The sequence below is a fragment of the Stutzerimonas chloritidismutans genome (assembly GCF_051486945.1).
GTDB lineage: Bacteria > Pseudomonadota > Gammaproteobacteria > Pseudomonadales > Pseudomonadaceae > Stutzerimonas > Stutzerimonas chloritidismutans_B.
The window spans coordinates 823,405-848,369 of the sequence record NZ_JAHVDX010000001.1; the positions used below are offsets into that span (position 1 = coordinate 823,405).

The following is a 24,965-nucleotide window of genomic DNA, read 5'->3' on the forward strand; positions in this document are numbered from 1 at the left end:
CGTGCAAGCATTCAGCGGTCTATGGCCGCGCCTCTGTCGAGCACGGTCCGAATGCCAAGACGATAAACAGCCGGCGCGGCTCGCTCAATGATCGAAACTAACAACCACCTGACCCTGTCGTACAAAACCGCTTGGCATTCCAGAGGTTACTGTCTACTCTGGGCCGTCCTAGCCCTTAGCTGCCTATGCCCACGCACAGTAAATTTTTCGCCCTTGCGCTGATTGCGCTCGCCGCCTTGATTCTCTATCTCGACTGGACTGGAGAAAGGCCTGGCGGCCCGTTGCTGTCCGACCTGCGTACGCTGCCCATCGAGAGCCAGGGCCATCCCGGTGGCGCCGGCAACCTGGTGGCGATCGAAACCCGCCTGCTGCCGGCCGACTACCAGGACGCAGAGCGCCTGCGATTGCGCTTCGCCACCTACCTTGACCAAGCGAGGGACGCAGGGCTACTCAATGCCCATACCGTCGTGGCGCTTCCGGAACACGTGGGCACTGGGCTATTCGCTACGGACGAGAAGCCGGAGGTGCAGCAAGCCCGGACGCTACGCGACGCGATGCAGTGGATGGCCTTGAGCAACCCTTGGGACTATTTGCGCGCGCTGCTCGATCACCAAGGCAGCGATCGCCGTACCGAAGCCGTCCTGAAGATCAAGGCCCGGCAGATGGCACGCGACTATCAGGATGTCTTCGGCGACCTGGCCAGGCGCTACGGCGTTACTCTCGTTGCCGGCTCCATCGTGCTTCCCGAGCCACGGCTCAAAGACGGGCGCCTTCTGGCCGGAAGCGGCCCGCTGCGACAGGTGAGCGTTACCTTCGCGCCAGACGGCGCGCCTCTGGCGCCGCTGCAGTACAAGCTGAACCTGAGCCGTTACGAGCGACGCTACAGCGAAGCGCCGACGGAGGCGGCCAACGCACCGATCCAGACGCCAGCCGGCCGCCTGGCCGTGTTGATCGGCTGTGATGGCTACCGCGGCATGCCCGCCAACAACGCCCAGCTGGCCGTCATCATCGGCGCGGGACAGACCCTGCCGCCGCCCTGCCCTCCCGGGGATCCCAGCGCAAGCGGATTACCGACACTCAGCGTCAGCACCCTCGGTTTGCCGTGGAACCTCGTCGGCTCACCTCGCCGCCCGACGCGGCACCTGCACAGCGAGCCGGTACGTATTACCAACCTCTGGTTGCCGCCACAGTGAGGCCATCTCACCAGAAGGTGCGCTTAGGCGACCTTTCCGTCGGCTTCGTGCACAGCCTGGCCAGCGCCCTGGAAGAACGGCGAATCGATCCGCAACCATTGTTACTCGCTTACGGCTTGGACCAGGCGCGGCTCGCCGAGCCACAGGCGCGATTGTCCATCCCCCGCTACATGCGCCTTGGCCACGCCGCCATTCAGTTGGCCGGCGAACCCGGGCTTGGCCTGGACATGGGCCGGCTGCGCAAACCTGGTCATCTCGGGCTGGTCGGCGTCACGGCCGCCCAGGCGCCGACCGTGCGTGAGGCCGCGCGCACGCTCGTCCGCTTCGAACCGCTCTACGCATCGAACTACCGGGGTAGCTCCAGTTTTCAGGAAGACACCACGGGCGCCTGGCTGCGCTTCTATTCGATCAGCCCCTATAACAGTTACAACCGCTTTGTCGTCGATACGGTATTGGCCAGCTGGCTTTCCCAGCTGGGCGCAATCGCCTGCCAACCGTTCATTCCCGCAGCGGTGCACATCGAATTCGCCCGCCCTGCCCATGCCGCCCGCTACGAAGCTTTCTTCGGCCTCGGCGTCGAGTTTGGCGCCGAACATAACCAGCTACGCCTCGATCAGGCCTCGCTGGCATTGCGTAATCCCGAACATTGCCCCGGAACCTGGCGGCAGCTGTTGGCGCTGTGCGAAGCCGAACTGGACCAGCGCACCCGCACCCGCAGCTTGCGCGAGCGCGTCGCGCAATTGCTCGGGCCGATGCTCAAGGGCCAGGAGCCGGACCTCAATCTAGTCGCCGCGCGCCTGCAGCTGCCACCCTGGACGCTGCGGCGCAAGCTGGAAGAAGAAGGCACCACCTATCGCGCCATCGTCAATGACACCCGGCGCGACCTGGCAATGGCCTATATCAGGGACACCGAATCGGCGTTTGGGGAAATCGCGTGGCTGCTCGGGTTCTCGTCAGCCGAGGCGTTTCAACGAGCGTTCAAACGCTGGTGCGGCCAGACACCCGGTGAGTACAGACGCGCGCAACGGCGCGACGTCTAAAGCTCGAAGGCATCGTCAGCCGGCTCCGGGCCGTCCTGCTCGGTGGCATGCCATTCGAGGATTTCGTCTTGATAATCGTCCATTGGCGTCTCCTCTCGATTGTCGACCCGATCGCTACAAAGACCGTGCCATGACGCTAACGCGTTCACATGACCAGCACATGAACCCGCCACGTTAGGATCGAGAAATAGCGCTCGGTTGAGGAAGTCGCAACGCGCCCGATCGCCGCACCCGCAGGCGGCGCGACCTCGGGCGAATTCGGCTAGGGCGTGGCCAGACCGGCGGCAGTCATGAATTGCCGCAGCAGCCAGGCCACGACGCCAAGTGTCAGCACACTGGCCGACCAGATAACCACCAACCACGTCATCCGTTGCCAAAGGGGCTTTGGCTTCTGTGCACCATCATTGGGCTCGTTTTTCATGGCGCGCTCCATGCAACCTCAGTGGTACCCGTCTTCGACGCTGACCTTGCCGCGGAAAACGTAGTAGCTCCAGGCGGTGTACACCAGGATCAACGGAATGATCAGCAACGCGCCCACGACGGCAAAACCCTGGCTTTGTGGCGGCGCGGCAGCCTCCCAGATGCTCACCGAGGGCGGAATGATATTCGGCCAGAGGCTGATCCCCAGCCCGCTGTAGCCCAGGAAAATCAGCGCCAGCGTAAACAGGAACGGTGAGTAATGCGCGTAACGGGCGATCGACCGCAGAAGCCCGAACGTACAAACCAGTACCAGGATGGGTACTGGCATGAACAACAGCAGGTTAGGCATGCTGAACCAACGCTCGGCAATGTCGGGGTGGGTCAGAGGCGTCCAGATGCTGACGATCCCGGTGACCGCAAGCACGGCCCAAACCAGCGGAATGCCGATGTCATGCATGCGCTTTTGCAAGTCGCCTGCGGTTTTCATAATCAGCCAGGTGCAACCCAACAAGGCGTAGGCAACGATCAGCGCCAGTCCGCAAAACACCGAAAACGGCGTCAGCCAGTCCAGTGCGCCGCCTGCATAGGCGCGATCCTCGACCGGAAAACCATGGATAAACGCCCCCAGGGCCACGCCCTGAAAGAAGGTCGCCGCAAGCGAACCACCGACGAATGCTTTGTCCCAGATGTGCTGGCGATTCGCGCTAGCCTTGAAACGGAACTCGAAGGCCACACCGCGAAAGATCAAACCCATCAGCATGAAAATGATCGGGAGGTACAGCGCCGAGAGCACCACCGAATAGGCCAAGGGAAACGCGGCGAACAATCCGGCCCCGCCAAGTACCAGCCAGGTTTCGTTACCGTCCCAGATCGGCGCGACGGTATTCATCGCCACGTCGCGCTCGGAGGTGTCGGCCAGGAATGGAAAGAGAATACCGATGCCCAGATCGAAACCATCCATGACCACGTACATCATGATTCCGAAGATGATGATGATCGCCCAGATCAGCGAAAGATCGATGCCCATTGCTCAGTTCCTCTCGCCCAGTTCGTCACCATGATCATGAGGGATCGCCTCGTCGGCTGCCGACAGCGGCCGCATCGGGGTGCGCTTCTCACCAGGGCCACCCGCGCCCTTCTCGTTGCCTTCGTTGATAATCGGGCCTTTGGCAATCAGCCGCAGCACATAGACGAAGCCGATACCGAACACCGCGAAGTAGATCAGCACGAAGAGCGCTAGTGTGAGGCCAAGCTGTTCGGCGCTGTGGTTGGACACGGCATCGGCGGTGCGCATCACGCCATAGACGACCCAGGGCTGTCGGCCTATCTCGGTCGTGAACCAACCCGCGAGGATCGCCAGTATGCCGGACGGCCCCATCAACAAGGCCAGACGCAGGAACGGCCGGGTCCGGTAAAGCCGACCGCCGCGCCGCAGCCAAAGGCTCCAGAAGCCGGTCAGGATCATCAACAGGCCCAACGCAACCATGATCCGGAAGGTCCAGAACACAATCGTGGCGTTGGGGCGGTCTTCGGCAGGGAACTCGTTTAACGCGGGCACCTGCTCGGTCAGGCTGTGCTTGAGGATCAGGCTGCCAAGGTAGGGGATTTCCACCTTGTACCGTGTTTCCTCGCGCTCCATGTCAGGCCAGCCGAAGAGCAGCAAAGGCGTCGCCTCGCCGGAACTGTTGTCCCAATGACCTTCCATCGCCGCGATTTTCGCCGGTTGGTGTTCGAGGGTATTCAGCCCGTGGAAGTCACCGACCACTGCCTGGATCGGCGCGACGATCAGTGCCATCCACATGGCCATTGAAAACATCTTGCGGACCGCCGGGTTGTCGTTGCCTCGAAGCAAGTGCCAGGCCGCGGAGGCACCCACCATGAAGGCCGTCGCCAGGAACGCGGCGATCGCCATGTGCGTCAGGCGATAGGGAAACGAGGGATTGAAGATGATCGCCAGCCAGTCGACCGGAACCACCACGCCGTCGATGATCTCGTGCCCTTGAGGCGTGTGCATCCAACTATTCGAGGCGAGAATCCAGAAGGTCGAAATCAGGGTGCCGACCGCCACCATCAACGTGGAAAAGAAATGCAGCCCCGGCCCGACCCGGTTCCAGCCGAACAGCATGACGCCAAGGAAGCCCGCCTCAAGAAAGAACGCCGTCAGGACCTCGTAGGCCAGCAAGGGCCCCGTCACGCTGCCGGCGAACTCCGAATAGGCGCTCCAGTTGGTCCCGAATTGGTAAGCCATGACGATGCCCGACACCACGCCCATCCCGAAGTTGACCGCAAATATCTTTAACCAGAAGTGATAAAGGTCACGGTAGACCTGGCGTTTGGTCTTCAGCCACAAACCTTCCAGCACCGCCAAGAAGCTTGCCAGCCCGATGGTGATCGCCGGAAAAATGATGTGGAAGGAAATGGTAAAAGCGAACTGGATCCGCGCAAGCTCGAGAGCTTCCAAACCGAACATTCACTACCCCTCGTCAGCAGCCGCTTGCACCTGGCTTGTTAATTAGTCACGCATTAGTGACAGCATTAAAACCCAAGGGTGCGCACCTGGCGCGCTACCAGATGACGCAGGCAAGGCGAAATGACCTGGATCAAGCTTGTTGTGAGAGAGCAAAAACGCAGGCTGCAAGCCAGCCGCTACATCGGTCAGCGAGACGCTAGCATGGCGCCGACTTGGGCACATGGGTTAGCTAGGTTGTCGCGCAGGCGACGCCCGCGTGGCGATCGGGCCGCACTGTTTAGTTAGGTGTCCGGAAGAACCTGGCGCACTGGACCGGCGCGGTGCTACAGGCAAGGCGGATAAACCGCCGGAACGAAAAAAGCGGCCCTGAGGCCGCTTTTAGCGAGGCTTCCATCGGAAGCAGATATGGCGCAGCGGACGGGACTCGAACCCGCGACCCCCGGCGTGACAGGCCGGTATTCTAACCGACTGAACTACCGCTGCGCGTCGGCCGGACTTGCGTCCGAATCACAAGGCTATGATCTGGCTTTTTCCTTTCGGATAATGGCCGTTCGCCCTGCGAGGCGCGCAATTTACGCACCCACCCCCGGCAAGTCAACAGGTTGCAACATTTTTTTCGTAGAAATGCCGGCACCTTGCAACCGCGCCAGTAATTCGGCCAACCGCTGGGCACCTTTTGCCTGAAAAACAGTCAGTTGGCCTGGCATACTCAGGCGCTTCCTCGCCATGATCCGGCTCTGCGGCTAGCCTGTCAGACAGGCATCGGCTCACGCACCCTGGAGGGTCATGTCCGTTATCACCGTCATTGGAGTGCCTCGCTTGGCTTTTCCTGCTGCCCTCCAGCGTATTCGCCCACACGCGCCTATCCTCGTAAGCGCGCTGGTGGTCGTCGTGTTTGGCCTTTATCTGGCCGCACAGGTTGCCGATTGGCTCCAGCTGATACGCGAACCTGCGAAGCAGCCTGTTGGCGAAGCCCAACCTGCCGGCGTTGTGCCGGACCTGCAGCGCATGTCCACCCTGTTCGGAACCCCGGCGAACTCTGCCTACACCCCCGACACGGCTCATTCTGATCTAACCTTGCTCGGCAGCTTCGTGCATGCGGACCCGGCTCGCTCCACCGCGATCGTTCAGCTGTCCGGCAGCCCGCCTCAGCTGTACAGGGTCGGCGAGGAACTTCAATCGGGGCTGAGCCTGAAGAGCGTTCATCCTGACCGCGTCGAAATCCAACGCAATGGGCGGATCGAGAATTTATTTTTTCCGACTACCCGAGCCGTAACAGCCGTACCGGACAATCTGCCGGATTACAGCGAGCCCGCCCCAATGGATGCCATCGATCCGCAAGCGGAGATGCTTCAGCAACAGATGGAAGCACTGCGCCAGCAGATGGAAGGCTCGGCGGAATCGCCGGAAACACTGCCCACCGATGAACAGAACATGGAAGATGACTGACTGATGCCGCCTTTCTCCTCTCGTCCGCTCGTTGCGTTCCTTGCCGCCAGCTTGCTCATTGCACCGCTGCCCCTGCTGGCGGCGGAACCTGGCATCGAACCGAGCGAAACCCAGCAGGATGGCTGGACGATCAATCTCAAGGACGCCGACATCCGCGCATTCGTCGACCAGATCAGCCAGCTGACAGGCCAGACTTTCATCGTGGACCCGCGGGTAAAAGGCCAGGTCAGCGTGGTTTCATCCACGACACTGTCCTTGTCAGAGGTTTACCAGCTGTTTCTTTCTGTGATGGCGACGCACGGCTACAGCGTCCTCACGCAGGGCGAAGTGACCCGCATCGTACCGAACGCGGAAGCCAAGTCCGAAGCCGGAGGCGGACCGACCGGCGGGGATTTGCTGGAAACCCGCGTGATCCAGGTCCAGCACACCTCCGCGACCGAACTGATTCCGTTGATACGCCCGCTGGTGCCTCAATACGGGCACCTCGCCGCCGTCGGCTCCGCCAACGCGCTGATTATCAGCGACCGCAGCGCGAACATTTCGCGCATCGAGGATATCGTCCGTCAGCTGGACCGCGCGCAGAGTGACGACCACAGCGTGGTGAACCTGCAATACGGCTGGGCAACGGATATTGCCGAGGTGCTGCGCAACACGCTCGCCCGTGGCGAAGCGCGGGACACCGCTGGCGCACAGATCATCGCCGACTCCCGCACGAACCGCCTGGTGTTCACAGGCCCGGAACAGGCTCGGCAGAAACTCGCCAACCTCGCCAAGACGCTGGACACGCCGAGCACCCGTTCGGCCAACACCCGAGTCATACGCCTGCGGCACAACGATGCGAAAGCGCTGGCCGAGACGCTGGGCGACATTTCCGAACGACTATCCGAGCCCGGCGAGGGTGAAACTCAAAGCACCCGTCAGCAAAATATCCTCATCCGCGCCGACGAGAGCCTCAACGCACTGGTCATGCTGGCCGAGCCCGAGGTGATCAGCACCCTCGAGTCCATCGTTCGGCAACTCGATATCCCGCGGGCACAGGTAATGGTCGAGGCGGCCATTGTCGAAGTATCCGGAGACATTACCGACGCCCTGGGCGTGCAGTGGGCGGTCGACGCTCGCGGCGGCACAGGCGGCGTGGGCGGCGTCAGTTTCTCCAATACTGGCCTTTCCGTTGGCAGCGTTCTGTCGGCGATCAGTGAAAACGAGATCCCCTCGAACCTGCCCGATGGCGCCATTATCGGTCTCGGCACAAGCAGCTTCGGCGCTTTGATCACCGCGCTGTCGGCCAATAGCAAGAGCAACCTGCTGTCGACACCCAGCCTGCTCACGCTGGACAACCAAGAGGCGGAGATCCTGGTCGGTCAGAACGTGCCCTTCCAGACGGGCACCTATACAACCGATGCATCCGGTGCGAACAACCCCTTCACCACTATCGAACGGCAGGATATCGGCGTCACGCTCAAAGTCGTGCCACACATCAATGATGGCGCGACGCTGCGCCTGGAGATCGAGCAGGAAATTTCATCGATCGCCCCGTCAGCGTCGCTTTCCGCGCAGGCCGTCGACCTCGTGACCAACAAACGCTCCATCAAGAGCACCATCCTCGCCGAGGATGGGCAGGTGATTGTGCTTGGCGGCCTGATACAGGACGACGTCACCCGTACCGATTCGAAGGTCCCGCTGCTCGGTGATATCCCCCTGCTCGGTGCCCTCTTCCGTTCCACCCAGGAAACGCACGTCAAACGTAACCTAATGGTATTTCTACGGCCGACCGTCGTACGCGACCGTGCTGGCCTGGCTGCGTTGTCCGGTAAGAAGTACAGCGATATAAGGGTCATCGAAACGGACTCAGACAGCCCGAGCATCCTCCCCGCAACACCGGAGCGGTTATTCGACGGGCAAGGCCAGCCGGCACCGGCCATCGATCTGCGCTCGGGTAAAGCAGCCGCACCTGCCTCAGCCGTTCAGGTCGTCCCGCGGCCGGAACCCACGGCAACGGCGGCGCCCCGAGCAGGGTGGTCCGTGCAATTGGCGAGCTTTCAAAATCCCACCAGCGCGCAGGCGCTCCAGGAGAAGCTCAGCAGCCAGGGTTATGAGGCCTATGTCAAAACGACCGGCAACACCCACCGCGTATTCGTGGGACCGGTCGAAGCGCGCGCCGAGGCCAGTCGCCTACTTCAGCGGCTATCCGCCGAGCAGCGCCTGGACGGTTTCTTGGTAAAGGTCGAAACGGCTGGGGAGTAGCCGGTCAGCCCAGGAGGATGCGGCACCGTAGGTGCCGCAAATAGCTCATAGCGCAGCCAGACCCCTGGCGAGATCGGCCTTGAGATCCTCGACATCTTCGAGCCCTACCGCGACGCGGATCAGGCTGTCGCGGATGCCCGCATTGGCCCGCTCATCGGGCGTGAGGCGGCCATGCGTCGTCGTGCCGGGATGAGTGATGGTGGTCTTGCTATCGCCCAAGTTCGCCGTAATGGAAATCAGACGTGTCGCATCGATGAAACGCCAAGCGGCTTCTTTGCCGCCAGCGATCTCGAAACTCAGCACCGCGCCAAAACCTTTCTGTTGCCGCTTGGCCAGCTCGTGCTGCGGGTGGCTCGGAAGGCCAGCATAGTAAACCTTCTCCACTCCAGACTGCTGCTCAAGCCACTCGGCAAGCACCTGGGCACCCGCGCAGTGGGCCTGCATACGCAGGCGAAGGGTTTCCAGCCCCTTGAGAAACACCCAAGCGTTGAACGGGCTCATGGTCGGGCCAGCGGTGCGCAGAAAGCCGACCAACTCCTTCATCTGCTCCGCGCGGCCGGCGACCACGCCGCCCAGGCAACGGCCCTGCCCATCGATGTACTTGGTCGCCGAATGGATGACGATGTCAGCGCCCAGTGCCAGCGGCTGCTGCAGTGCGGGCGTGCAGAAGCAGTTATCCACCGCGAACAAGGCGCCCTTCGCACGACAAAGGGTGGCAAGCCCCTCGATATCGACCAACTCGGCCAGCGGGTTGGACGGTGACTCGACGAACACCAGCTTGGTGTTCGGCTTGAAGGCACCCTCCCAACGCTGAAGGTCAACCAGCGGCACGAAGTCCACCTCGAGCCCGAAACGCTTGAGATACTTCTCGAACAGCGAGACGGTTGCACCGAATACGCTGCGGGAAACCAGCACATGGTCGCCGGCCGAGCACAGGCTCATGACGGTTGCCAGGATGGCGGACATGCCGGACGAGGTCGCCACGGCTTGCTCGGCCCCTTCCATAGCAGCAATGCGCTGCTCGAACGCCCGCACCGTCGGGTTGGTATAGCGTGAATAGACGTTACCCGGCTTTTCGCCAGCAAAGGTTGCCGCAGCATCCGCGGCGCTGCGGAACACATAGCTAGAAGTGAAGAACAACGGCTCGCCATGTTCGCCCTCTGGCGTGCGCCGCTGACCAGCGCGTACCGCCAGGGTATCCGGGCCGACGCCTAGCAGGTCGCTGTCGAGGCGCCCCGCATCCCAATCATGTGCCATAGTGATTCTCCTCGCTCCGGCGCTGAATCGCCGACGCACCGGTCAATTGTTATGCAGGTCGATGATAGCGCTGGCGACGGCCGACTTGGCCTTGCTGAGGTCGTTGCGAGCCTGCTCGATCTTATGCAGATAGACTTCGTCGATATCACCGGTCACGTACTTGCCATCGAACACGGCACAGTCAAAGTTATCGATCTTCACCTTGCCCCCCCCGACCGCATCGATCAGGTCGGGCAGGTCCTGATAGACCAGCCAATCGGCGCCAATCAGCTCGGCAACTTGCTCGGTGGTGCGGTTGTGCGCGATGAGCTCATGCGCGCTGGGCATATCGATGCCATAGACGTTCGGGTAGCGCACCGCTGGCGCAGCGGAGCAGAAATAAACATTCTTCGCCCCCGCCTCGCGCGCCATCTGGATGATTTGCTTGCAGGTCGTGCCCCGCACGATGGAGTCGTCCACCAGCATTACGTTCTTGCCGCGGAACTCCAGCTCGATAGCGTTGAGCTTCTGACGCACCGACTTCTTGCGTGCCGCTTGCCCGGGCATGATGAACGTGCGGCCGATGTAGCGGTTCTTGACGAAGCCTTCGCGGAATTTGACACCGAGCCGGTTGGCCAGCTCCAGCGCGGCGGTGCGGCTGGTGTCAGGAATCGGAATGACCACGTCGATGTCATGCTCGGGCCGCTCTCGCAGAATCTTGTCCGCCAGCTTCTCGCCCATCCGCAGGCGCGCCTTGTAGACCGAAACGCCATCCATCAAGGAGTCGGAACGTGCCAGGTAGACGTGCTCAAAGATGCAGGGTGCGTAGTGTGGATTGGCCGCGCATTGGCGCGTGAAGAGCTTGCCGTCGGTGGTGATATATACCGCCTCGCCGGGCGCCAGATCACGGATCAGCGTAAAGCCCAGCACGTCGAGCGCAACGCTTTCAGACGCGATCATGTACTCCACGCCTTCGTCGGTATGGCGCTGGCCAAACACGATCGGGCGAATGGCATTGGGATCGCGGAAGCCGACAATGCCGTAACCGGTGACCATGGCCACCACCGCATAACCACCGACGCAACGTTCATGCACCTTCGTCACGGCCGCGAATACGTCTTCCTCGGTAGGCTGCAACTTGCCGCGCACAGCCAACTCGTGGGCAAACACGTTGAGCAACACTTCGGAATCAGAATTGGTGTTCACATGGCGCAGATCGGATTCGTAGATTTCCTTGGTCAACTGGTCGACGTTGGTGAGATTGCCGTTGTGCGCGAGCGTGATGCCGTATGGTGAGTTGACATAGAAGGGCTGGGCCTCGGCGGAGCTGGAGCTGCCGGCGGTGGGATAACGAACGTGACCGATCCCCATATTGCCCACCAGACGCTGCATGTGGCGCTGTTGGAACACGTCGCGGACCAGGCCGTTGTCCTTGCGCAAGAACAGCTTGCCTCCATCACTGGTCACGATTCCAGCCGCGTCCTGCCCGCGATGTTGCAGTACGGTAAGAGCGTCATATAACGCCTGGTTGACGTTCGACTTACCGACGATGCCGACAATGCCACACATGCAAGGAACCTCTCATTTCAGGCTGATCCGGACGCTCGGGAATCCCCAGCGCCCGTTGTGAATATCCGTCGGCTCAGGCACCCGAGTCGAACGAGCCGGCGACCCAGCGGCTACCGAATCCCAGGATGAGATTCTTAGACCAGTCGGCCACCAACAGGAAATGCGGAACGAGCGCAGACTCGCGCCACCAGGGGTCCTGCTGCACCGGGGCAAGACTGAGCAGCCCAACCAGCACAACGATGAGCAGGCCGCCCCGGGCCGCTCCGAAGACCATTCCAAGAAATCGATCGGTACCGGACAAGCCCGTCACCCGGACCAGCTCGCCGATGAGAAAGTTGACCAGCGCCCCGACTAGCAAGGTCACCACGAACAGGATCGCGCAGGCGGCGATGACCTGAAACGAGGGGGTTTCAATGTATTCGGCCAGATAATGAGACAGCGAACCACCGAACATCCAGGCCACGACGCCGGCGATGATCCAGGTAAGCAGCGAAAGCGCTTCCTTGACGAAACCACGCTTCAGGCTGATGAGACTGGAAATGACCACGACGGCGACAAACGCCCAATCGACCCAGGTGAATGCCACGGGCTGTCCTGCAAGGAAGAAAGGCGGCGCATTTTAGCAGAGCCCCTCGAGGAGGAATACGCCTCCCTGGTGCATTCGAGGCGACTCGGCGATCAGACGCCTAAACCCTGTCGCCGCGCCGGTAAACAAGACGCTATTGTTGCTCGGGCTTGAAGCGCACCACGAAACCATCGAGCTTTTGTTGGCGCTGTAGCTGGTCACGCAAGCGATTCGCCTCGGCGCGCTCGACCAGCGGACCGACAAAAACGCGATTCATCCCATCCGCCGTGCGCACATATGCGTTGTAGCCTTGAGAGCGCAGCGTGCTTTGCAGTTTCTCGGCATTCTCGCGGCTCGACAGGCTCGCTAACTGCACAGACCAACTCACCGGGAGGCCCGACGCGTCGAGGCGCTGCTCTTCGGCGCTCTTCGGCGACGGTTTGGCAGGCTGCACTGGGCTAGCCGCGGTCTCGACCGGCGCTGTAACGGGCTGCGACGGTGCCGGAGCCGGCTCGGAGGAAGGCGCCGCCTCAGGAGCATCGGCGATCGGTGCCGATGGCCGTTCGGGCTCGCCGGCGGCCGGTGACGCCCCCTCTCCAACCGACCCCTCTTCTATGATCTCGAAATCATCCGGTGCGGGCTCCGGCAAGTCCACAGGCTCAGGCTCGATATCGGGGGCCACGGGTGCCTCAGGCATCCGAGGCGCGTCGACCGCAACCTCGCGCCCCGCGTCTTCCCGATTGAACAACATCGGCACGAAAATGACCGCCAGCGCAACCAGCACCAGGGCGCCCACGATTCGTTGTAGCAATCCCTTATCCAGCAATGCGTCGCCCTCCGTTCACCGCGTTACGATCAAGCCACTCCAGCGCTTCTGCAACGCAGTAGAACGACCCAAATATCAAGAGCTCATCCCCCTCGACAGCAGCGTCGCATTGCGCCTCGATCGCGTGGGACACGTCAGGATAGATACTGACCGAGGCGCCACGCTCGTTCAACGTCTGAGCAAGCCGTTCCGCCGAGCAAGAGCGTGGACTGGGCAACGGGGTGACCGCCCAACTCTCAACCACTCCGAGCAGAGGCTCTACAACGCCAGCGATATCCTTGTCCGCTAGCAGTCCGAACACGGCCAATCTACGGCCCCTGAGTGGACAAGAGGCGAGGCGACCGGCCAGATAGCTGGAGGCATGTGGGTTATGCGCGACATCGAGCAACAGATCGAGCTGTTTGCCATGCCAGATGACCTGCCGGCGATCGAGCCGGCCGACGACTTGTGTAGTCGCCAGGGCCTGCTTCAGCCGCTCAGCCTCCCAAGGAAGGTCGAGCATCGCATAGGCCTGCAACGCAACAGCGGCGTTTTCTCGCGGGAGGTCAAGCGGCGGAAGATCCTGAAGCAATAGCGGCTCGCCTGTTGCACTGACCCCATGCCAGCGCCAGCGCTGCCCATCCACGCACAGATCGAAATCACGGCCGCGAAGTTTCAACGGAGCGGACAAACGGTTGGCCGACTCGAGCAAGGTTGCGGGCGGCAAGGGGTCGCCGCATACCGCCGGGGCACCCATTCGAAAAATCCCGGCTTTTTCGAACGCTACGCTTTCACGGCTATCACCCAACCATTCGGCATGATCGAGACCGATGTTCGTAACCACCGCCACGTCAGCATCGACCAGGTTCACCGCATCCAGGCGTCCACCCAGCCCAACCTCGAGCACAACAGCATCGAGCCGCGCACGTTCGAACAACCAGAACGCCGCTAGTGTCCCCATTTCGAAATAGGTTAGCGAGATGTCACCGCGAGCACGCTCGACCGCTTCAAAGGCCTCGCATAGCTCTGAATCACTTGCCTCGCGCCCCGCAATACGGACGCGTTCGTTATACCTGCGCAAGTGCGGTGAGCTGTACAGGCCTGTTTTCAGCCCGTGGGTTGCAAATAGTTGAGCAATGAAGGCGCAGGTCGAGCCTTTGCCATTGGTACCTGTGACGGTTACCACACGCGGCGCGGGGCGCCCGAGCCCCAACGCTTGCGCCACTGCGCGGCTGCGATCGAGGCCCATGTCGATCGCGCTCGGATGCAGTCGCTCAAGATAGGCGAGCCAGTCGTTCAGGCTCCGCTCGGTCATGCAGGCGCGTTGACCATGACTGGCTCGGCGGGGGCCGGCAATTGCTGCAACTGAGCGAGCAAGCGCGCCAGCCGGGGGCGCAGCTCGGCACGCGGGATAATCAAGTCGATAGCACCATGATCGAGCAGGAATTCGCTGCGCTGAAAGCCCTCCGGCAGTTTTTCGCGCACCGTCTGCTCAATGACACGCGGCCCGGCGAAGCCGATCAGCGCCTTGGGCTCAGCGACAATCACATCACCCAGCATTGCCAGGCTCGCCGAGACACCACCGTAAACCGGGTCGGTAAGCACCGAAATGAAAGGCAAGCCCTCTTCGCGCATACGAGCCAGCACGGCGGAGGTCTTGGCCATTTGCATGAGAGAGATCAGCGCCTCCTGCATCCGTGCACCACCGGACGCTGCAAAGCACACCAGCGGACAGCGCTGCTCTAGCGCTGAGTTGGCGGCTTGGACGAAACGTTCGCCGACAATCGCACCCATCGAGCCCCCCATGAAAGAGAACTCGAACGCACAGGTCACGACCGGCATATCCATCAGCGTGCCGCTCATGGCGATCAGAGCATCCTTTTCGCCGGTCTGCTTCTGCGCAGCCGAGAGGCGATCTTTGTACTTCTTGCTGTCACGAAACTTGAGGCGATCAACCGGTTCTAGGTCTGCCCCGATTTCCTGCCGCCCGTCCTTGTCGAGAAAGATGTCCAGGCGGGTCCGAGCGTCAATACGCATGTGGTGCTGGCATTTGGGGCAGACGTCCAGACTCTTTTCCAGCTCGGGGCGATAAAGCACCGCCTCGCAAGACGGACACTTGTGCCAAAGCCCTTCCGGTACCGAGCTTTTCTGCGATTCAGAGCGCATGATCGAGGGGATCAGCTTGTCTACCAGCCAGTTGCTCATGCTTTTATTCTCCACAGCTTGTCTGTCCCGAGCGCAACTCTGTGCGCTACAGGCGAATTCATCATGGCGGCACGGACGCTACCGGAGCCGTCCTCACCGCGAAAACGATATGCCAACGAGGCAAGATCTATAGTGCTAGCGGCCAGCTTGCTTCCAGCCAGGCCGCACGAAACGCTGACAGGTCTCACCAGCGAGCGGTAACTGGACGGCGCACGGCACCGGTTCGTCACACTGCGCCTCGGACTCTTCGAATGAAATCACGAACGCTTTCGGCATCCTTGACACCCTTGCGCAACTCCACCCCCCCACTCACATCCACGGCATAGGGCTGCACTTGGGAAATGGCACGTTCTACGTTCTGAGGGTTCAGTCCGCCGGCCAAAATTAACGGCTTATCCAGGTCCCGCGGAATCAATGACCAGTCGAACGACTCACCGGTACCGCCAGGTAGACCCGGCACATAAGCATCAAGAAGAATCGCGCAAGCTCCCCGGTAATGCGCGGCCTGGGCGCGAATATCTTCGCCAGGCTTGACACGTAGCGCCTTGTACCAAGGTTTGTGGTAACCCTCGCAATCAGCTGGGGACTCATCGCCATGAAACTGCAACATGTCCAGTTGGACCGCTTCCAACGTCTCGGTGAGCTCACAACGCGATGCGTTGACGAACAAGCCGACCGTGGATACGTATGGCGGGAGCGCCGCCACGATCTGGCGAGCGCGTTGAACGTCGACCGCCCGCGGGCTGGGCCTGTAGAACACCAACCCGATCGCGTCCGCGCCTGCTTCAGCGGCCAAGAGGGCGTCGTCAACGTTGGTAATGCCGCATATCTTGGTACGAACGATGGGCAACGGTCGTCTACCTGCGATAAAAGACTTTGGATGGTAACAAAAGCGCCGCTAGCTGCAAGCCACACAAGGCGTGAAGCGCGTTTATTAACGCTTCCTTACGTCCGGCAGGCCTGAAAGAAAGTGCGGGCCCAAGTAACGGCTGGGCAGCTCGAATTCGTCCGGGTAGTCGACCTCGACCAGGTAGAGACCATATGGATGAGCCGTCACGCCACCGGTTCGCCGCACACGCGACTCTAATACTTCCCCCGCCCACTCGACCGGGCGTTCTCCTGCTCCAATCGTCATCAGCACACCGGCAAAATTGCGCACCATGTGGTGAAGGAAGGCGTTTGCCCGAACATCGATGACCATAAGCCGCCCATGCTGTAGCAGCTCGAGATGATGAATGGTCTTGATCGGAGACTTGGCCTGGCATTGGCGCGCGCGGAAGGCGCTGAAATCGTGCGTGCCGACGAAAACCTTCGAGGCCTCCCGCATGCGTTCGATATCCAGCGGCCGGTGATTCCAGGTGACCTCCTCAGCAAGGTGAGCCGGCCTAATCTGGTCGTTGTAAATGACATAACGATAACGGCGAGCCATGGCACTGAAGCGTGCATCGAAATGCATCGGCATTTCCTTGGCCCAGGTGACACTGATATCGCCCGGCAGATTCATGTTGGCACCCATGACCCAGGCGTGCATTGAACGGGTCACGGCGGTATCGAAATGAACGACCTGCGCACAGGCATGTACCAGCGCGTCGGTACGCCCTGCGCAACTCAATATAACTGGATGCCCCCCAGCCACTCTGCTCAGCGCATTTTCCAGGGACAACTGGATCGACGGCACCCCGTCTCGCTGCCGCTGGAAACCGCGATAGCGAGACCCTTTGTACTCAACGCCAAGTGCAATCCTGGAAATGCCAGCGGCAGCCACTGAGGCTGCCGCTTCGGGTACTGCTTCGGTCATGCTCAGGCGAGCTTGGCGAGCATCTCGCGCGCCTCCTGCTGCTGAACGTCGCTTCCTTCGCTCATCACTTCATCCAAGATGTCACGCGCACCTTCAGCGTCACCCATGTCGATATAAGCGCGGGCAAGATCCAACTTGGTGGTCGTTTCATCGGTGTCGGAGAAAAAGTCGAAGTCATCTCCAAGCTCATCGATGGATTCAGCCGAGGGAGCGACCGGCTCGATGGCCGGCGCAGCGCTCGTCAGTTCAGCAGACTCGTCAATATCTCGAGACAGGTCCTGCAGTTCTGCCTCAACCTCTTCCAATCGGGAGGCGAAGGTTTCCGGCTCGGCCGAAGCGACCTCCTCTTCCAGAGACAAGTCGAATTCATCAGGCATCGACGCGGGCTCGTTGAGCTCTGGCAACTCGAAATCGAAGCTGTCCACGGAAGGCTGGGGCGTCTCATCGAGACTCAGGCTAAGTTCATCGTCGCGCTGCAAGGCAGCCGGCTGGGTTTGCTCCTCATCCAGGTCCAGTGAGAAAGCGGCTAATTCTTGTTCGAACGATACGTCGCTGCTCGTAGTCGACTCGTCAAGCTCAAGGGCGAACTCATCGGTACCCTTTTCCTGCGCAGCCGTTTCAAGAGAGAGTTCGTCAAAGCTCAGCTCGTCTACTTCGGAGAAACCGCGTGTCTCTCCAACTGGCTCACTTGACGGCAAGGGTTGATCCAGCTCGAGATCATCCAGGCTGAGATCGAACGCATTGTCGGCTTCCTCGGATACGGCCGGCGCGGCTGCTGACGGGCCATCCAGATCAAGATCGTCCAGACTGAGGTTATCAAGATCATCCTGATTGGAACCGAATGCACCTGCGGCAAACCCCGCGGTGGCAGCTGCGGCCATGCCAGGGTAGCGGGTCTTGAGCTGATCGATTGCTGATGTCGATCCACCGATGTCGCGCAGCTCAGATTCCTGACGAGCGAAACCCTCCCGATCGCCAAGTTCGGCATACACCTCCATCAACTTCAAGCGAAGATCGCTACGCTGGGGCTCGTCGTTCAATGCGTTCTGCAGCAATTCGGCTGCCTGATTGAAACGGCCGTAGGCGATATAGATGTCCGCCTCAGCCAGCGGATCGTTCGCGGCACCGGCCAGCGCGTCGGCGGGGCTGGCATCGGCAATCGGCTGGGCAGCCGGCTTGCCTTGGGACACAGCCTCATCGTGATCGGCTGCGTAAAAGTTGTTGGTCTCGCTGTCGGCGAGAAGGCTTTCCTGAAGCTCAGCCTCTTTCATCGCATTGCGGCGCGACAATGCCATCAGACCAACCAACAGCAACAGCAACGCGCTGCCACCAATTACGCCCAGCATGACCGGATCGGCCATTAGATCATCGACAAAACCACCCGACTCCGGCTCGTCGGCAACGGGCGCTGAGGCTGGGGCTGCTGCAACAGGCTCAGGTTTAGGTTCCGCAGCAGGGGCCGGTGCCGGCTGAGCAGGCTCTACCGGTTGGGCCTTAACCTGTTCCGGCTCCGACGGAGCGGCATCACTGGTCTGTGCCTCGACGTCAGCCGGCTCGCCTGTATCGGCGGGCGACGCATCAACCTGAGGATTCGCCAGGGCAGCTTCGGCTTGCGGTTCGCCGCCTACAGGAGCGCCCGTTGCCGGTGCAGCATCGGCCCCGATCTGAGCCTGCAGCTTGGCCAACTGGTTGTCCTTGAGCTCCATCAGGCGCTGTAGCTTGTCCAGCTGGCCTTGGAGATCGCTCAGGCGGTCCTTGAGATCCAGATTCTCGCGGCGACTGGAGTCGAGGCTTTCTTCGGTGACGGCCAGTTTGTCGCGCAAGGACTTGGTATCGTCAGCCCCACCGCTATCACTGCCCGTAGTGGCTTGACCAGCCTCTGGAGCGACCAGGCGAAGATTGTCGCCCGCTTCGCTGCGTGTCGGCGCGTTTCCGGCTTGGCCGCGCTGGGTGGCATCGAGCTGACGAGAACCCTCGCCTGCAAGACCTGCACCTTGTCGCCAGCTTGCGTTCTGCTGGGCGACCTGCTGGATCGCCTCCGCCTGGGACCGGCTCCGCACCTGCTCTTCAGTCGGCAGGCGCAGCACCTGGCCATTCTTCATGCGATTGATATTTCCACCGATGAAAGCATCCGGGTTTAAGTCCTGGATAGCCAACATGGCTTGGTGGACGGTGCCGCCCTGGCGGGCGCGTTCGGCAACCTCCCAAAGCGTGTCATTTGGCGTGACTTTGTATTGATCGCCCTGCAAGGCGCTCGGAGTAGCTGAAGGCGCACTCATTGGAGACGCCGACGGTGCCCGCACTGGGGAAGACGGCTTAGATGCAGGAGCCGATACCGGCAACTGAGGAGCGACCGCGGCGGCAATCTCGGGAGAATAAAGTGGCGGATCGAGAAGCAGCGTGTACTCACGCAGCAGACGCCCACTAGGCCAGAGGACTTCGATGAGGAAATTTAGGTAGGGCTCGCGAACAGGCTTCGTCGACGACACGCGAATGACACTTTTGCCATCGGGACGAAGTACAGGGGTGAAGGTCAGATCGGTCAGAAAGTACTGGCGATCTACACCCGCCTTATTGAACTCTTCGACCGAGGCCAACGCCGGAACAACCTCTCCTGGCGCAAGGGATTTAGCATCGAGCAGCTCGATTTCAGCGACAAGCGGCTGATTTAGCGCTGATTTCAAGGTGACTTCGCCCAACCCTAGCGCGTAAGCCATTTCGGAAGTCAACGCGGTTGCAGCCGCGATTGCCAGCACCAGATTGCGAACCCGAACCATTGATGTAATCCCTTGTTTTTTAACTTTCTCGGATCTTCGAGAGAGGCCTGATATTCACTGCCCTGCCACCCGGATGGCGGCCCCCGTCAGCGACAAGCCTGTTAACACTGTCAGCTAGAATAGTTCTTCGAACTTTCAGTAAGTATCTTTTACAGATAGTGTTTTATCAACAACCCACCCGACTGCACCGCATTAAGCCTCAGGCCTTTTCGCACGTAATCAGACACACTCCACACTTTAGTGGGCGCCGCTCGGGTCGAGCCTTGGCCACCATCCGCGCCATGCGCAACGTCACGACCCAGGTGGCGCCTGACCGCGAGAGCAATTGCCGCATCGACTCGTTCAAGGTCACGCCTCGACGTGCCGGACTCTATCGGAAAATCACGCTCGTTCCGCCTATATCGGCTGCAGCCCGACGAACGTGAGGCGCTTATGTTTCATGCGTCACAAACAAGCTGTGTTCGTCGTTTTTCACAAACCGCAAATAGAAAACGCCACGACAAGCGTGGCGTTTTCTATTTGACGCATAACCGACGATTAGCGTTCGAGCAGGATTCGCAGCATACGACGCAGCGGTTCGGCGGCACCCCATAGCAATTGGTCACCCACGGTGAAGGCGCCGAGATAGTGCGACCCCATATTGAGCTTGCGAAGACGCCCCACCGGGACGGTCAGCGTACCGGTAACGGAAGTCGGGCTGAGCGCCTGCATGCTGGCGTCGCGATGGTTAGGCACAAGCTTTACCCAAGGGTTGTGCTGGCTGATCATGCCCTCGATGTCCGAAATAGGCACGTCCTTGTTCAGCTTTATGGTCAGGGCCTGGCTGTGGCAGCGCATAGCGCCCACTCGAACACAGATACCGTCGACCGGGATCGGACTTTTGAAGCGCCCAAGAATCTTGTTCGTCTCGGCTTGCGCCTTCCACTCCTCGCGGCTCTGCCCATTCGGCAGTTCCTTGTCGATGTAGGGAATCAGACTGCCAGCCAGCGGGACTCCGAAGTTGTCGACCGGGAACGTTTCGGAACGCTGGCACTCAGCGACCTTGCGGTCGATGTCCAAGATTGCGCTCGCGGGATTGGCCAAGTCATCAGCAACCGAGGCATTGATGCTGCCCATCTGCTTGATCAACTCGCGCATATTCTGTGCACCTGCACCGGACGCTGCCTGATAGGTCATGGCGCTCATCCATTCGACCAACCCATGCTCGAACAAGCCGCCAAGGCCCATCAGCATCAGGCTGACCGTACAGTTTCCGCCGATGTAGTTGAGCGTGCCGGCATCGAGTTGCTGGTCGATGACCTTGCGATTCACCGGATCAAGCACGATCACCGCATCGTCGTGCATACGCAGGCTGGACGCCGCATCGATCCAATAACCTTTCCAGCCCGCCTCGCGCAGCTTGGGAAATACATCGCTGGTGTAATCACCCCCTTGGCAGGTGAGGATCACATCGAGTGCTTTCAGCTCCTCTATGCTGTAGGCATCCTTGAGCGGCGCGATGTCCTTGCCGATCGAGGGCCCCTGGCCACCCACGTTGGAAGTGGTAAAGAACACTGGCTCGATCAGGTCGAAATCCCGCTCCTCCAGCATCCGCTGCATGAGCACGGAACCAACCATGCCGCGCCAACCGATCAGACCTACGCGTTTCATCAACTACACCTATATATGAAGTGGCCCGCCGTGCAGACCGTCGAACTCAGACTGAGTTTGCATGTTCGATGCGAGGCGAACCTGGTCCGCACCCGCACCATCAGCATCACCCGCTAGCCGTCGATCGCAAGCGTTGACGACGGCTAGCGCAAGGGGGCTTAGAAGACTACAACTTCGCGAGCGCGGCGACTACCGCGTCGCCCATGGTTCGGGTGTCGACCCGCTGGCAGCCGTCGGACCAGATATCTCCGGTGCGCAGCCCCAGCTCAAGCACATCACTGACGGCCCGCTCGATTGCATCGGCAGCCTGCGCCTGATTGAAGCTGTAGCGCAACATCATGGAAACCGAGAGGATCGTCGCCAGCGGGTTGGCGATACCCTGGCCTGCGATGTCCGGCGCAGACCCGTGACAGGGTTCGTACATGCCTTTATTGCTCGCATCCAGCGAGGCCGACGGCAGCATGCCGATCGAACCTGTAAGCATCGAGGCTTCGTCCGACAGAATGTCACCGAACATGTTGTCCGTTACGATCACGTCGAACTGTTTCGGCGCACGCACCAGTTGCATGGCAGCGTTATCGACATACATGTGGCTAAGTTCCACGTCTGGATAATCCTTGCCAACCTCTTGCACCACGGCGCGCCAGAGCTGACTGGAGGCCAGCACGTTGGCCTTGTCTACCGAGCAAAGTTTCTTGCCGCGTACCCGGGCCATGTCGAAGCCGACCTTGGCGATGCGACGGATCTCGCTCTCGCTGTACGGCAGGGTGTCGTAGGCCATGCGCTCGCCGTTTTCGAGCACTTTGCTTTCGCGCGGCTGGCCGAAGTAGATGCCGCCGGTCAGCTCACGGACGATCAGAATGTCCAGGCCGGCAACCACTTCGGGTTTCAAACTGGACGCGTCGGCGAGCTGCGGATAAAGCAACGCGGGCCGCAGGTTGCCGAAGAGGCCCAGCTGCGAACGAATCTTGAGCAAACCGCGCTCCGGGCGAATCGCCGGATCGATGGCATCCCACTTGGGACCACCAACGGCGCCAAGCAGAACTGCATCCGCGTTGCGCGCACGTTCAAGCGTCTCGTCAGCAAGCGGGACGCCGTACTTATCAATTGCCGCGCCACCTAGTTCGTCATAGATCAACTCGAAGTCGAGCTGAAACTTGTCATTGGCCAGCTTCAGCACCTTCACCGCCTCGGCCATGATTTCCGGGCCGATACCGTCACCGGGAAGAATCAGAATCTGTTTACTCATCGTTTGGTCCTTGAGAAAAACGCTGCGGGCGAAGCCATGGGCATCGGGCGCCAACTAGCCCGATGCAAAAAACACGACTGGCGCTCCTGTTATTTGATGGCGCCGAACAACCAGGGCTGACGCTGCTGGTGCCCAGTCTCGAAGGCCTTAATCGAATCAGCTTCCTGCAAGGTCAGGCCAATGTCATCCAGGCCGTTCAACAGGCAGTGCTTGCGAAACGCGTCCACCTCGAATGCGTACTGCTTGCCGTCCGGGCTGGTAACGGTCTGTGCCGCCAGATCGACCGTCAATTGGTAACCCTTGGCGGCCTCGCACTGCTGAAACAACGCATCGACCTCTTCATCCTTCAGCACGATCGGCAACAGGCCATTCTTGAAGCTGTTGTTGTAGAAAATATCGGCAAAGCTTGGCGCAATCACGGTGCGAAAGCCGTATTCATCCAACGCCCAGGGCGCATGCTCACGCGAGGAGCCGCAGCCGAAGTTCTCCCGCGCGAGCAGCACGCTCGCGCCTTGGTAACGGGGAAAGTTCAGAACGAACTCTTGGTTGATTGGGCGCTTGGAACAGTCCTGGTTAGGCTGACCGACGTCGAGATAGCGCCACTCGTCGAACAGGTTCGGACCAAAACCGGTCCGCTTGATCGACTTCAAGAACTGCTTGGGGATGATCTGATCGGTATCGACATTAGCGCGATCGAGCGGACAGACCAGACCGGTGTGCTGGGTAAAGGCTTTCATTGCTGGGCTCCCGCATTGAGCAAATCACGAACATCGACGAAATGGCCGGCCACCGCCGCGGCCGCCGCCATGGCCGGGCTCACCAGATGCGTGCGTCCGCCGGCACCCTGACGGCCTTCGAAGTTGCGGTTGGACGTCGAAGCGCAATGTTCTCCGCTACCGAGCTTGTCCGGATTCATAGCCAGGCACATCGAACACCCGGGCTCGCGCCACTCGAAACCGGCCTCAATGAAGATGCGGTCCAGGCCCTCAGCTTCAGCCTGCTGTTTGACCAAACCAGAGCCAGGAACCACCATCGCCTGCTTGACGGTCGCGGCGACCTTGCGGCCCTTGGCGACTTCAGCCGCGGCACGCAGGTCTTCGATCCGGGAATTGGTGCAGGAGCCGATGAAGACGCGATCCAGGCGAATCTCGGTGATCGGCTGGTTCGCGGTCAAGCCCATGTACTTGAGCGCGCGCTCGATCGAACCACGCTTGACCGGGTCGGCTTCGGCAGCTGGGTCCGGCACGCGCTGATCGACGGGCAACACCATTTCCGGCGACGTGCCCCAGCTCACCTGCGGCTTGATCTGCGCGGCGTCGAGTTCGATGACCGTATCGAACACCGCGTCGGCATCGGATACCAGCCCCTCCCACAACGCCACCGCCCGCTCCCAGTCGGCGCCCTTCGGGGCGAACGGCCGGCCCTCGACATAGGCAATGGTCTTCTCATCGACCGCCACCATGCCCACGCGCGCGCCGGCTTCGATGGCCATGTTGCAAAGCGTCATCCGGCCTTCCATGGAAAGGTCGCGGATCGCGCTACCTGCGAACTCGAGCGCATGCCCGTTGCCACCGGCAGTGCCGATCTTGCCGATCACCGCCAGGACAATGTCTTTCGCGGTGACGCCCGCCGGCAGCTGGCCTTCGACGCGCACCTGCATGTTCTTCATCTTCTTTGCGACCAGGCACTGGGTAGCGAGCACATGCTCGACCTCGGACGTACCGATGCCATGCGCCAAGGCACCGAAGGCACCGTGGGTCGAGGTGTGCGAGTCACCACAGACGACCGTCATGCCCGGCAGGGTGGCGCCCTGCTCCGGGCCGATCACGTGAACGATGCCCTGGCGCACGTCGTTCATCTTGAATTCGAGAATGCCGAAATCGTCGCAGTTCTCATCGAGCGTCTGCACCTGCAGACGTGAGACCTCATCGGCAATCTGCTCGATACCGCCCTTGCGCTCGCTTGCGGTGGTCGGAACGTTATGGTCCGGCGTAGCGATATTGGCATCGATACGCCAAGGCTTTCGGCCAGCCAGACGCAGGCCTTCGAATGCCTGCGGGGACGTCACTTCATGGAGGATGTGGCGGTCAATGTAGATTAGCGAAGAGCCGTCGTCGCGGCGCTTTACCTCATGCATTTCCCAGAGCTTGTCATACAGCGTCTTGCCGGCCATCGGACTTTCCTCATCAGTTCTTCGGGCATTAGCCCTGCTGCTTATGGGGTGATCCTATGGCCTGCCCTCGGATTACTCAAATTCATATTTTTCATCCGACTCATTCCGTGTTGGAATAGAAT

The 24,965-nt window shown here is 60.7% G+C and carries 20 protein-coding genes and 1 tRNA gene; 4 read left to right on the plus strand and 17 right to left on the minus strand.

Annotation, left to right across the window (positions count from 1 at the left end; translation table 11 throughout):
* Positions 1-185 precede the first annotated feature (185 nt).
* Complete coding sequence (locus KXR72_RS03615; protein WP_437419734.1) at positions 186-1,193, plus strand: carbon-nitrogen hydrolase; 1,008 nt, start codon at positions 186-188, stop codon at positions 1,191-1,193.
* Complete coding sequence (locus KXR72_RS03620; RefSeq protein WP_437419735.1) at positions 1,190-2,233, plus strand: AraC family transcriptional regulator; 1,044 nt, start codon at positions 1,190-1,192, stop codon at positions 2,231-2,233. Before KXR72_RS03615 ends, KXR72_RS03620 begins: the two co-directional genes overlap by 4 nt.
* A gap of 262 nt (positions 2,234-2,495) precedes the next feature.
* Here the strand turns inward: KXR72_RS03620 and KXR72_RS03625 are convergent, their stop codons facing one another.
* The 4 genes from KXR72_RS03625 to KXR72_RS03640 form a co-directional block, all read right to left on the minus strand.
* Positions 2,496-2,654: a DUF2474 domain-containing protein gene (locus tag KXR72_RS03625; RefSeq protein ID WP_437419736.1), complete on the minus strand. Its 159-nt coding sequence runs from the start codon at positions 2,652-2,654 to the stop codon at positions 2,496-2,498.
* Between the two features lie 18 nt (positions 2,655-2,672).
* Complete coding sequence (gene cydB / locus KXR72_RS03630) at positions 2,673-3,680, minus strand: cytochrome d ubiquinol oxidase subunit II (protein WP_437419737.1); 1,008 nt, start codon at positions 3,678-3,680, stop codon at positions 2,673-2,675.
* A gap of 3 nt (positions 3,681-3,683) precedes the next feature.
* Positions 3,684-5,123 (minus strand): cytochrome ubiquinol oxidase subunit I, encoded by a 1,440-nt coding sequence (locus tag KXR72_RS03635; RefSeq protein ID WP_437419738.1) that lies wholly within the window; start codon positions 5,121-5,123, stop codon positions 3,684-3,686.
* Between the two features lie 406 nt (positions 5,124-5,529).
* Positions 5,530-5,606 (minus strand) — tRNA-Asp (locus KXR72_RS03640).
* Positions 5,607-5,909: 303 nt separating this feature from the next.
* Between KXR72_RS03640 and KXR72_RS03645 the strand changes: the two genes are divergently transcribed.
* Both KXR72_RS03645 and gspD read left to right on the plus strand, forming a co-directional pair.
* Positions 5,910-6,572: a type II secretion system protein N gene (locus KXR72_RS03645; RefSeq protein WP_437419739.1), complete on the plus strand. Its 663-nt coding sequence runs from the start codon at positions 5,910-5,912 to the stop codon at positions 6,570-6,572.
* Between the two features lie 3 nt (positions 6,573-6,575).
* Positions 6,576-8,816 (plus strand): type II secretion system secretin GspD, encoded by a 2,241-nt coding sequence (gspD, locus tag KXR72_RS03650; protein WP_437419740.1) that lies wholly within the window; start codon positions 6,576-6,578, stop codon positions 8,814-8,816.
* Between the two features lie 45 nt (positions 8,817-8,861).
* Here gspD and KXR72_RS03655 read toward each other — a convergent pair whose 3' ends face one another.
* From KXR72_RS03655 to leuC, 13 genes are all read right to left on the minus strand, one after another.
* Positions 8,862-10,073 (minus strand): O-succinylhomoserine sulfhydrylase, encoded by a 1,212-nt coding sequence (locus tag KXR72_RS03655; protein WP_437419741.1) that lies wholly within the window; start codon positions 10,071-10,073, stop codon positions 8,862-8,864.
* A gap of 42 nt (positions 10,074-10,115) precedes the next feature.
* Positions 10,116-11,621: an amidophosphoribosyltransferase gene (purF, locus tag KXR72_RS03660; protein ID WP_437419742.1), complete on the minus strand. Its 1,506-nt coding sequence runs from the start codon at positions 11,619-11,621 to the stop codon at positions 10,116-10,118.
* A 73-nt stretch (positions 11,622-11,694) separates the two neighbouring features.
* A complete protein-coding gene (locus KXR72_RS03665) occupies positions 11,695-12,207 on the minus strand; it encodes a CvpA family protein (protein ID WP_437419743.1) in 513 nt (170 codons plus the stop codon).
* Between the two features lie 133 nt (positions 12,208-12,340).
* Positions 12,341-12,970: an SPOR domain-containing protein gene (locus KXR72_RS03670; RefSeq protein ID WP_437419744.1), complete on the minus strand. Its 630-nt coding sequence runs from the start codon at positions 12,968-12,970 to the stop codon at positions 12,341-12,343.
* Positions 12,971-13,001: 31 nt separating this feature from the next.
* Positions 13,002-14,306: a bifunctional tetrahydrofolate synthase/dihydrofolate synthase gene (gene folC / locus KXR72_RS03675; protein ID WP_437419745.1), complete on the minus strand. Its 1,305-nt coding sequence runs from the start codon at positions 14,304-14,306 to the stop codon at positions 13,002-13,004.
* Positions 14,303-15,196, minus strand: coding sequence for an acetyl-CoA carboxylase, carboxyltransferase subunit beta (accD, locus tag KXR72_RS03680; protein WP_437419746.1), 894 nt, complete (start codon positions 15,194-15,196; stop codon positions 14,303-14,305). Before accD ends, folC begins: the two co-directional genes overlap by 4 nt.
* 226 nt (positions 15,197-15,422) lie before the next feature.
* Positions 15,423-16,046 carry a phosphoribosylanthranilate isomerase gene (locus KXR72_RS03685; RefSeq protein ID WP_437419747.1) on the minus strand — a complete coding sequence of 208 codons (624 nt, stop codon included), beginning with the start codon at positions 16,044-16,046 and terminating at the stop codon, positions 15,423-15,425.
* A gap of 84 nt (positions 16,047-16,130) precedes the next feature.
* Positions 16,131-16,994 (minus strand): tRNA pseudouridine(38-40) synthase TruA, encoded by an 864-nt coding sequence (truA, locus tag KXR72_RS03690; protein WP_437419748.1) that lies wholly within the window; start codon positions 16,992-16,994, stop codon positions 16,131-16,133.
* Between the two features lie 2 nt (positions 16,995-16,996).
* On the minus strand, positions 16,997-19,771 hold the full coding sequence (locus KXR72_RS03695) for a FimV/HubP family polar landmark protein (RefSeq protein WP_437419749.1): 2,775 nt from the start codon (positions 19,769-19,771) through the stop codon (positions 16,997-16,999).
* A 537-nt stretch (positions 19,772-20,308) separates the two neighbouring features.
* A complete protein-coding gene (gene asd, locus KXR72_RS03700; RefSeq protein WP_437419750.1) occupies positions 20,309-21,421 on the minus strand; it encodes an aspartate-semialdehyde dehydrogenase in 1,113 nt (370 codons plus the stop codon).
* A 166-nt stretch (positions 21,422-21,587) separates the two neighbouring features.
* The gene (leuB, locus tag KXR72_RS03705) at positions 21,588-22,670 is read right to left on the minus strand and encodes a 3-isopropylmalate dehydrogenase (RefSeq protein WP_437419751.1); all 1,083 of its coding nucleotides are present in this window, start codon (positions 22,668-22,670) and stop codon (positions 21,588-21,590) included.
* Between the two features lie 89 nt (positions 22,671-22,759).
* Complete coding sequence (gene leuD, locus KXR72_RS03710; protein WP_437419752.1) at positions 22,760-23,407, minus strand: 3-isopropylmalate dehydratase small subunit; 648 nt, start codon at positions 23,405-23,407, stop codon at positions 22,760-22,762.
* A complete protein-coding gene (gene leuC / locus KXR72_RS03715; RefSeq protein WP_437419753.1) occupies positions 23,404-24,843 on the minus strand; it encodes a 3-isopropylmalate dehydratase large subunit in 1,440 nt (479 codons plus the stop codon). The genes leuD and leuC overlap by 4 nt, the downstream gene beginning before the upstream one ends.
* Positions 24,844-24,965 lie beyond the last annotated feature (122 nt).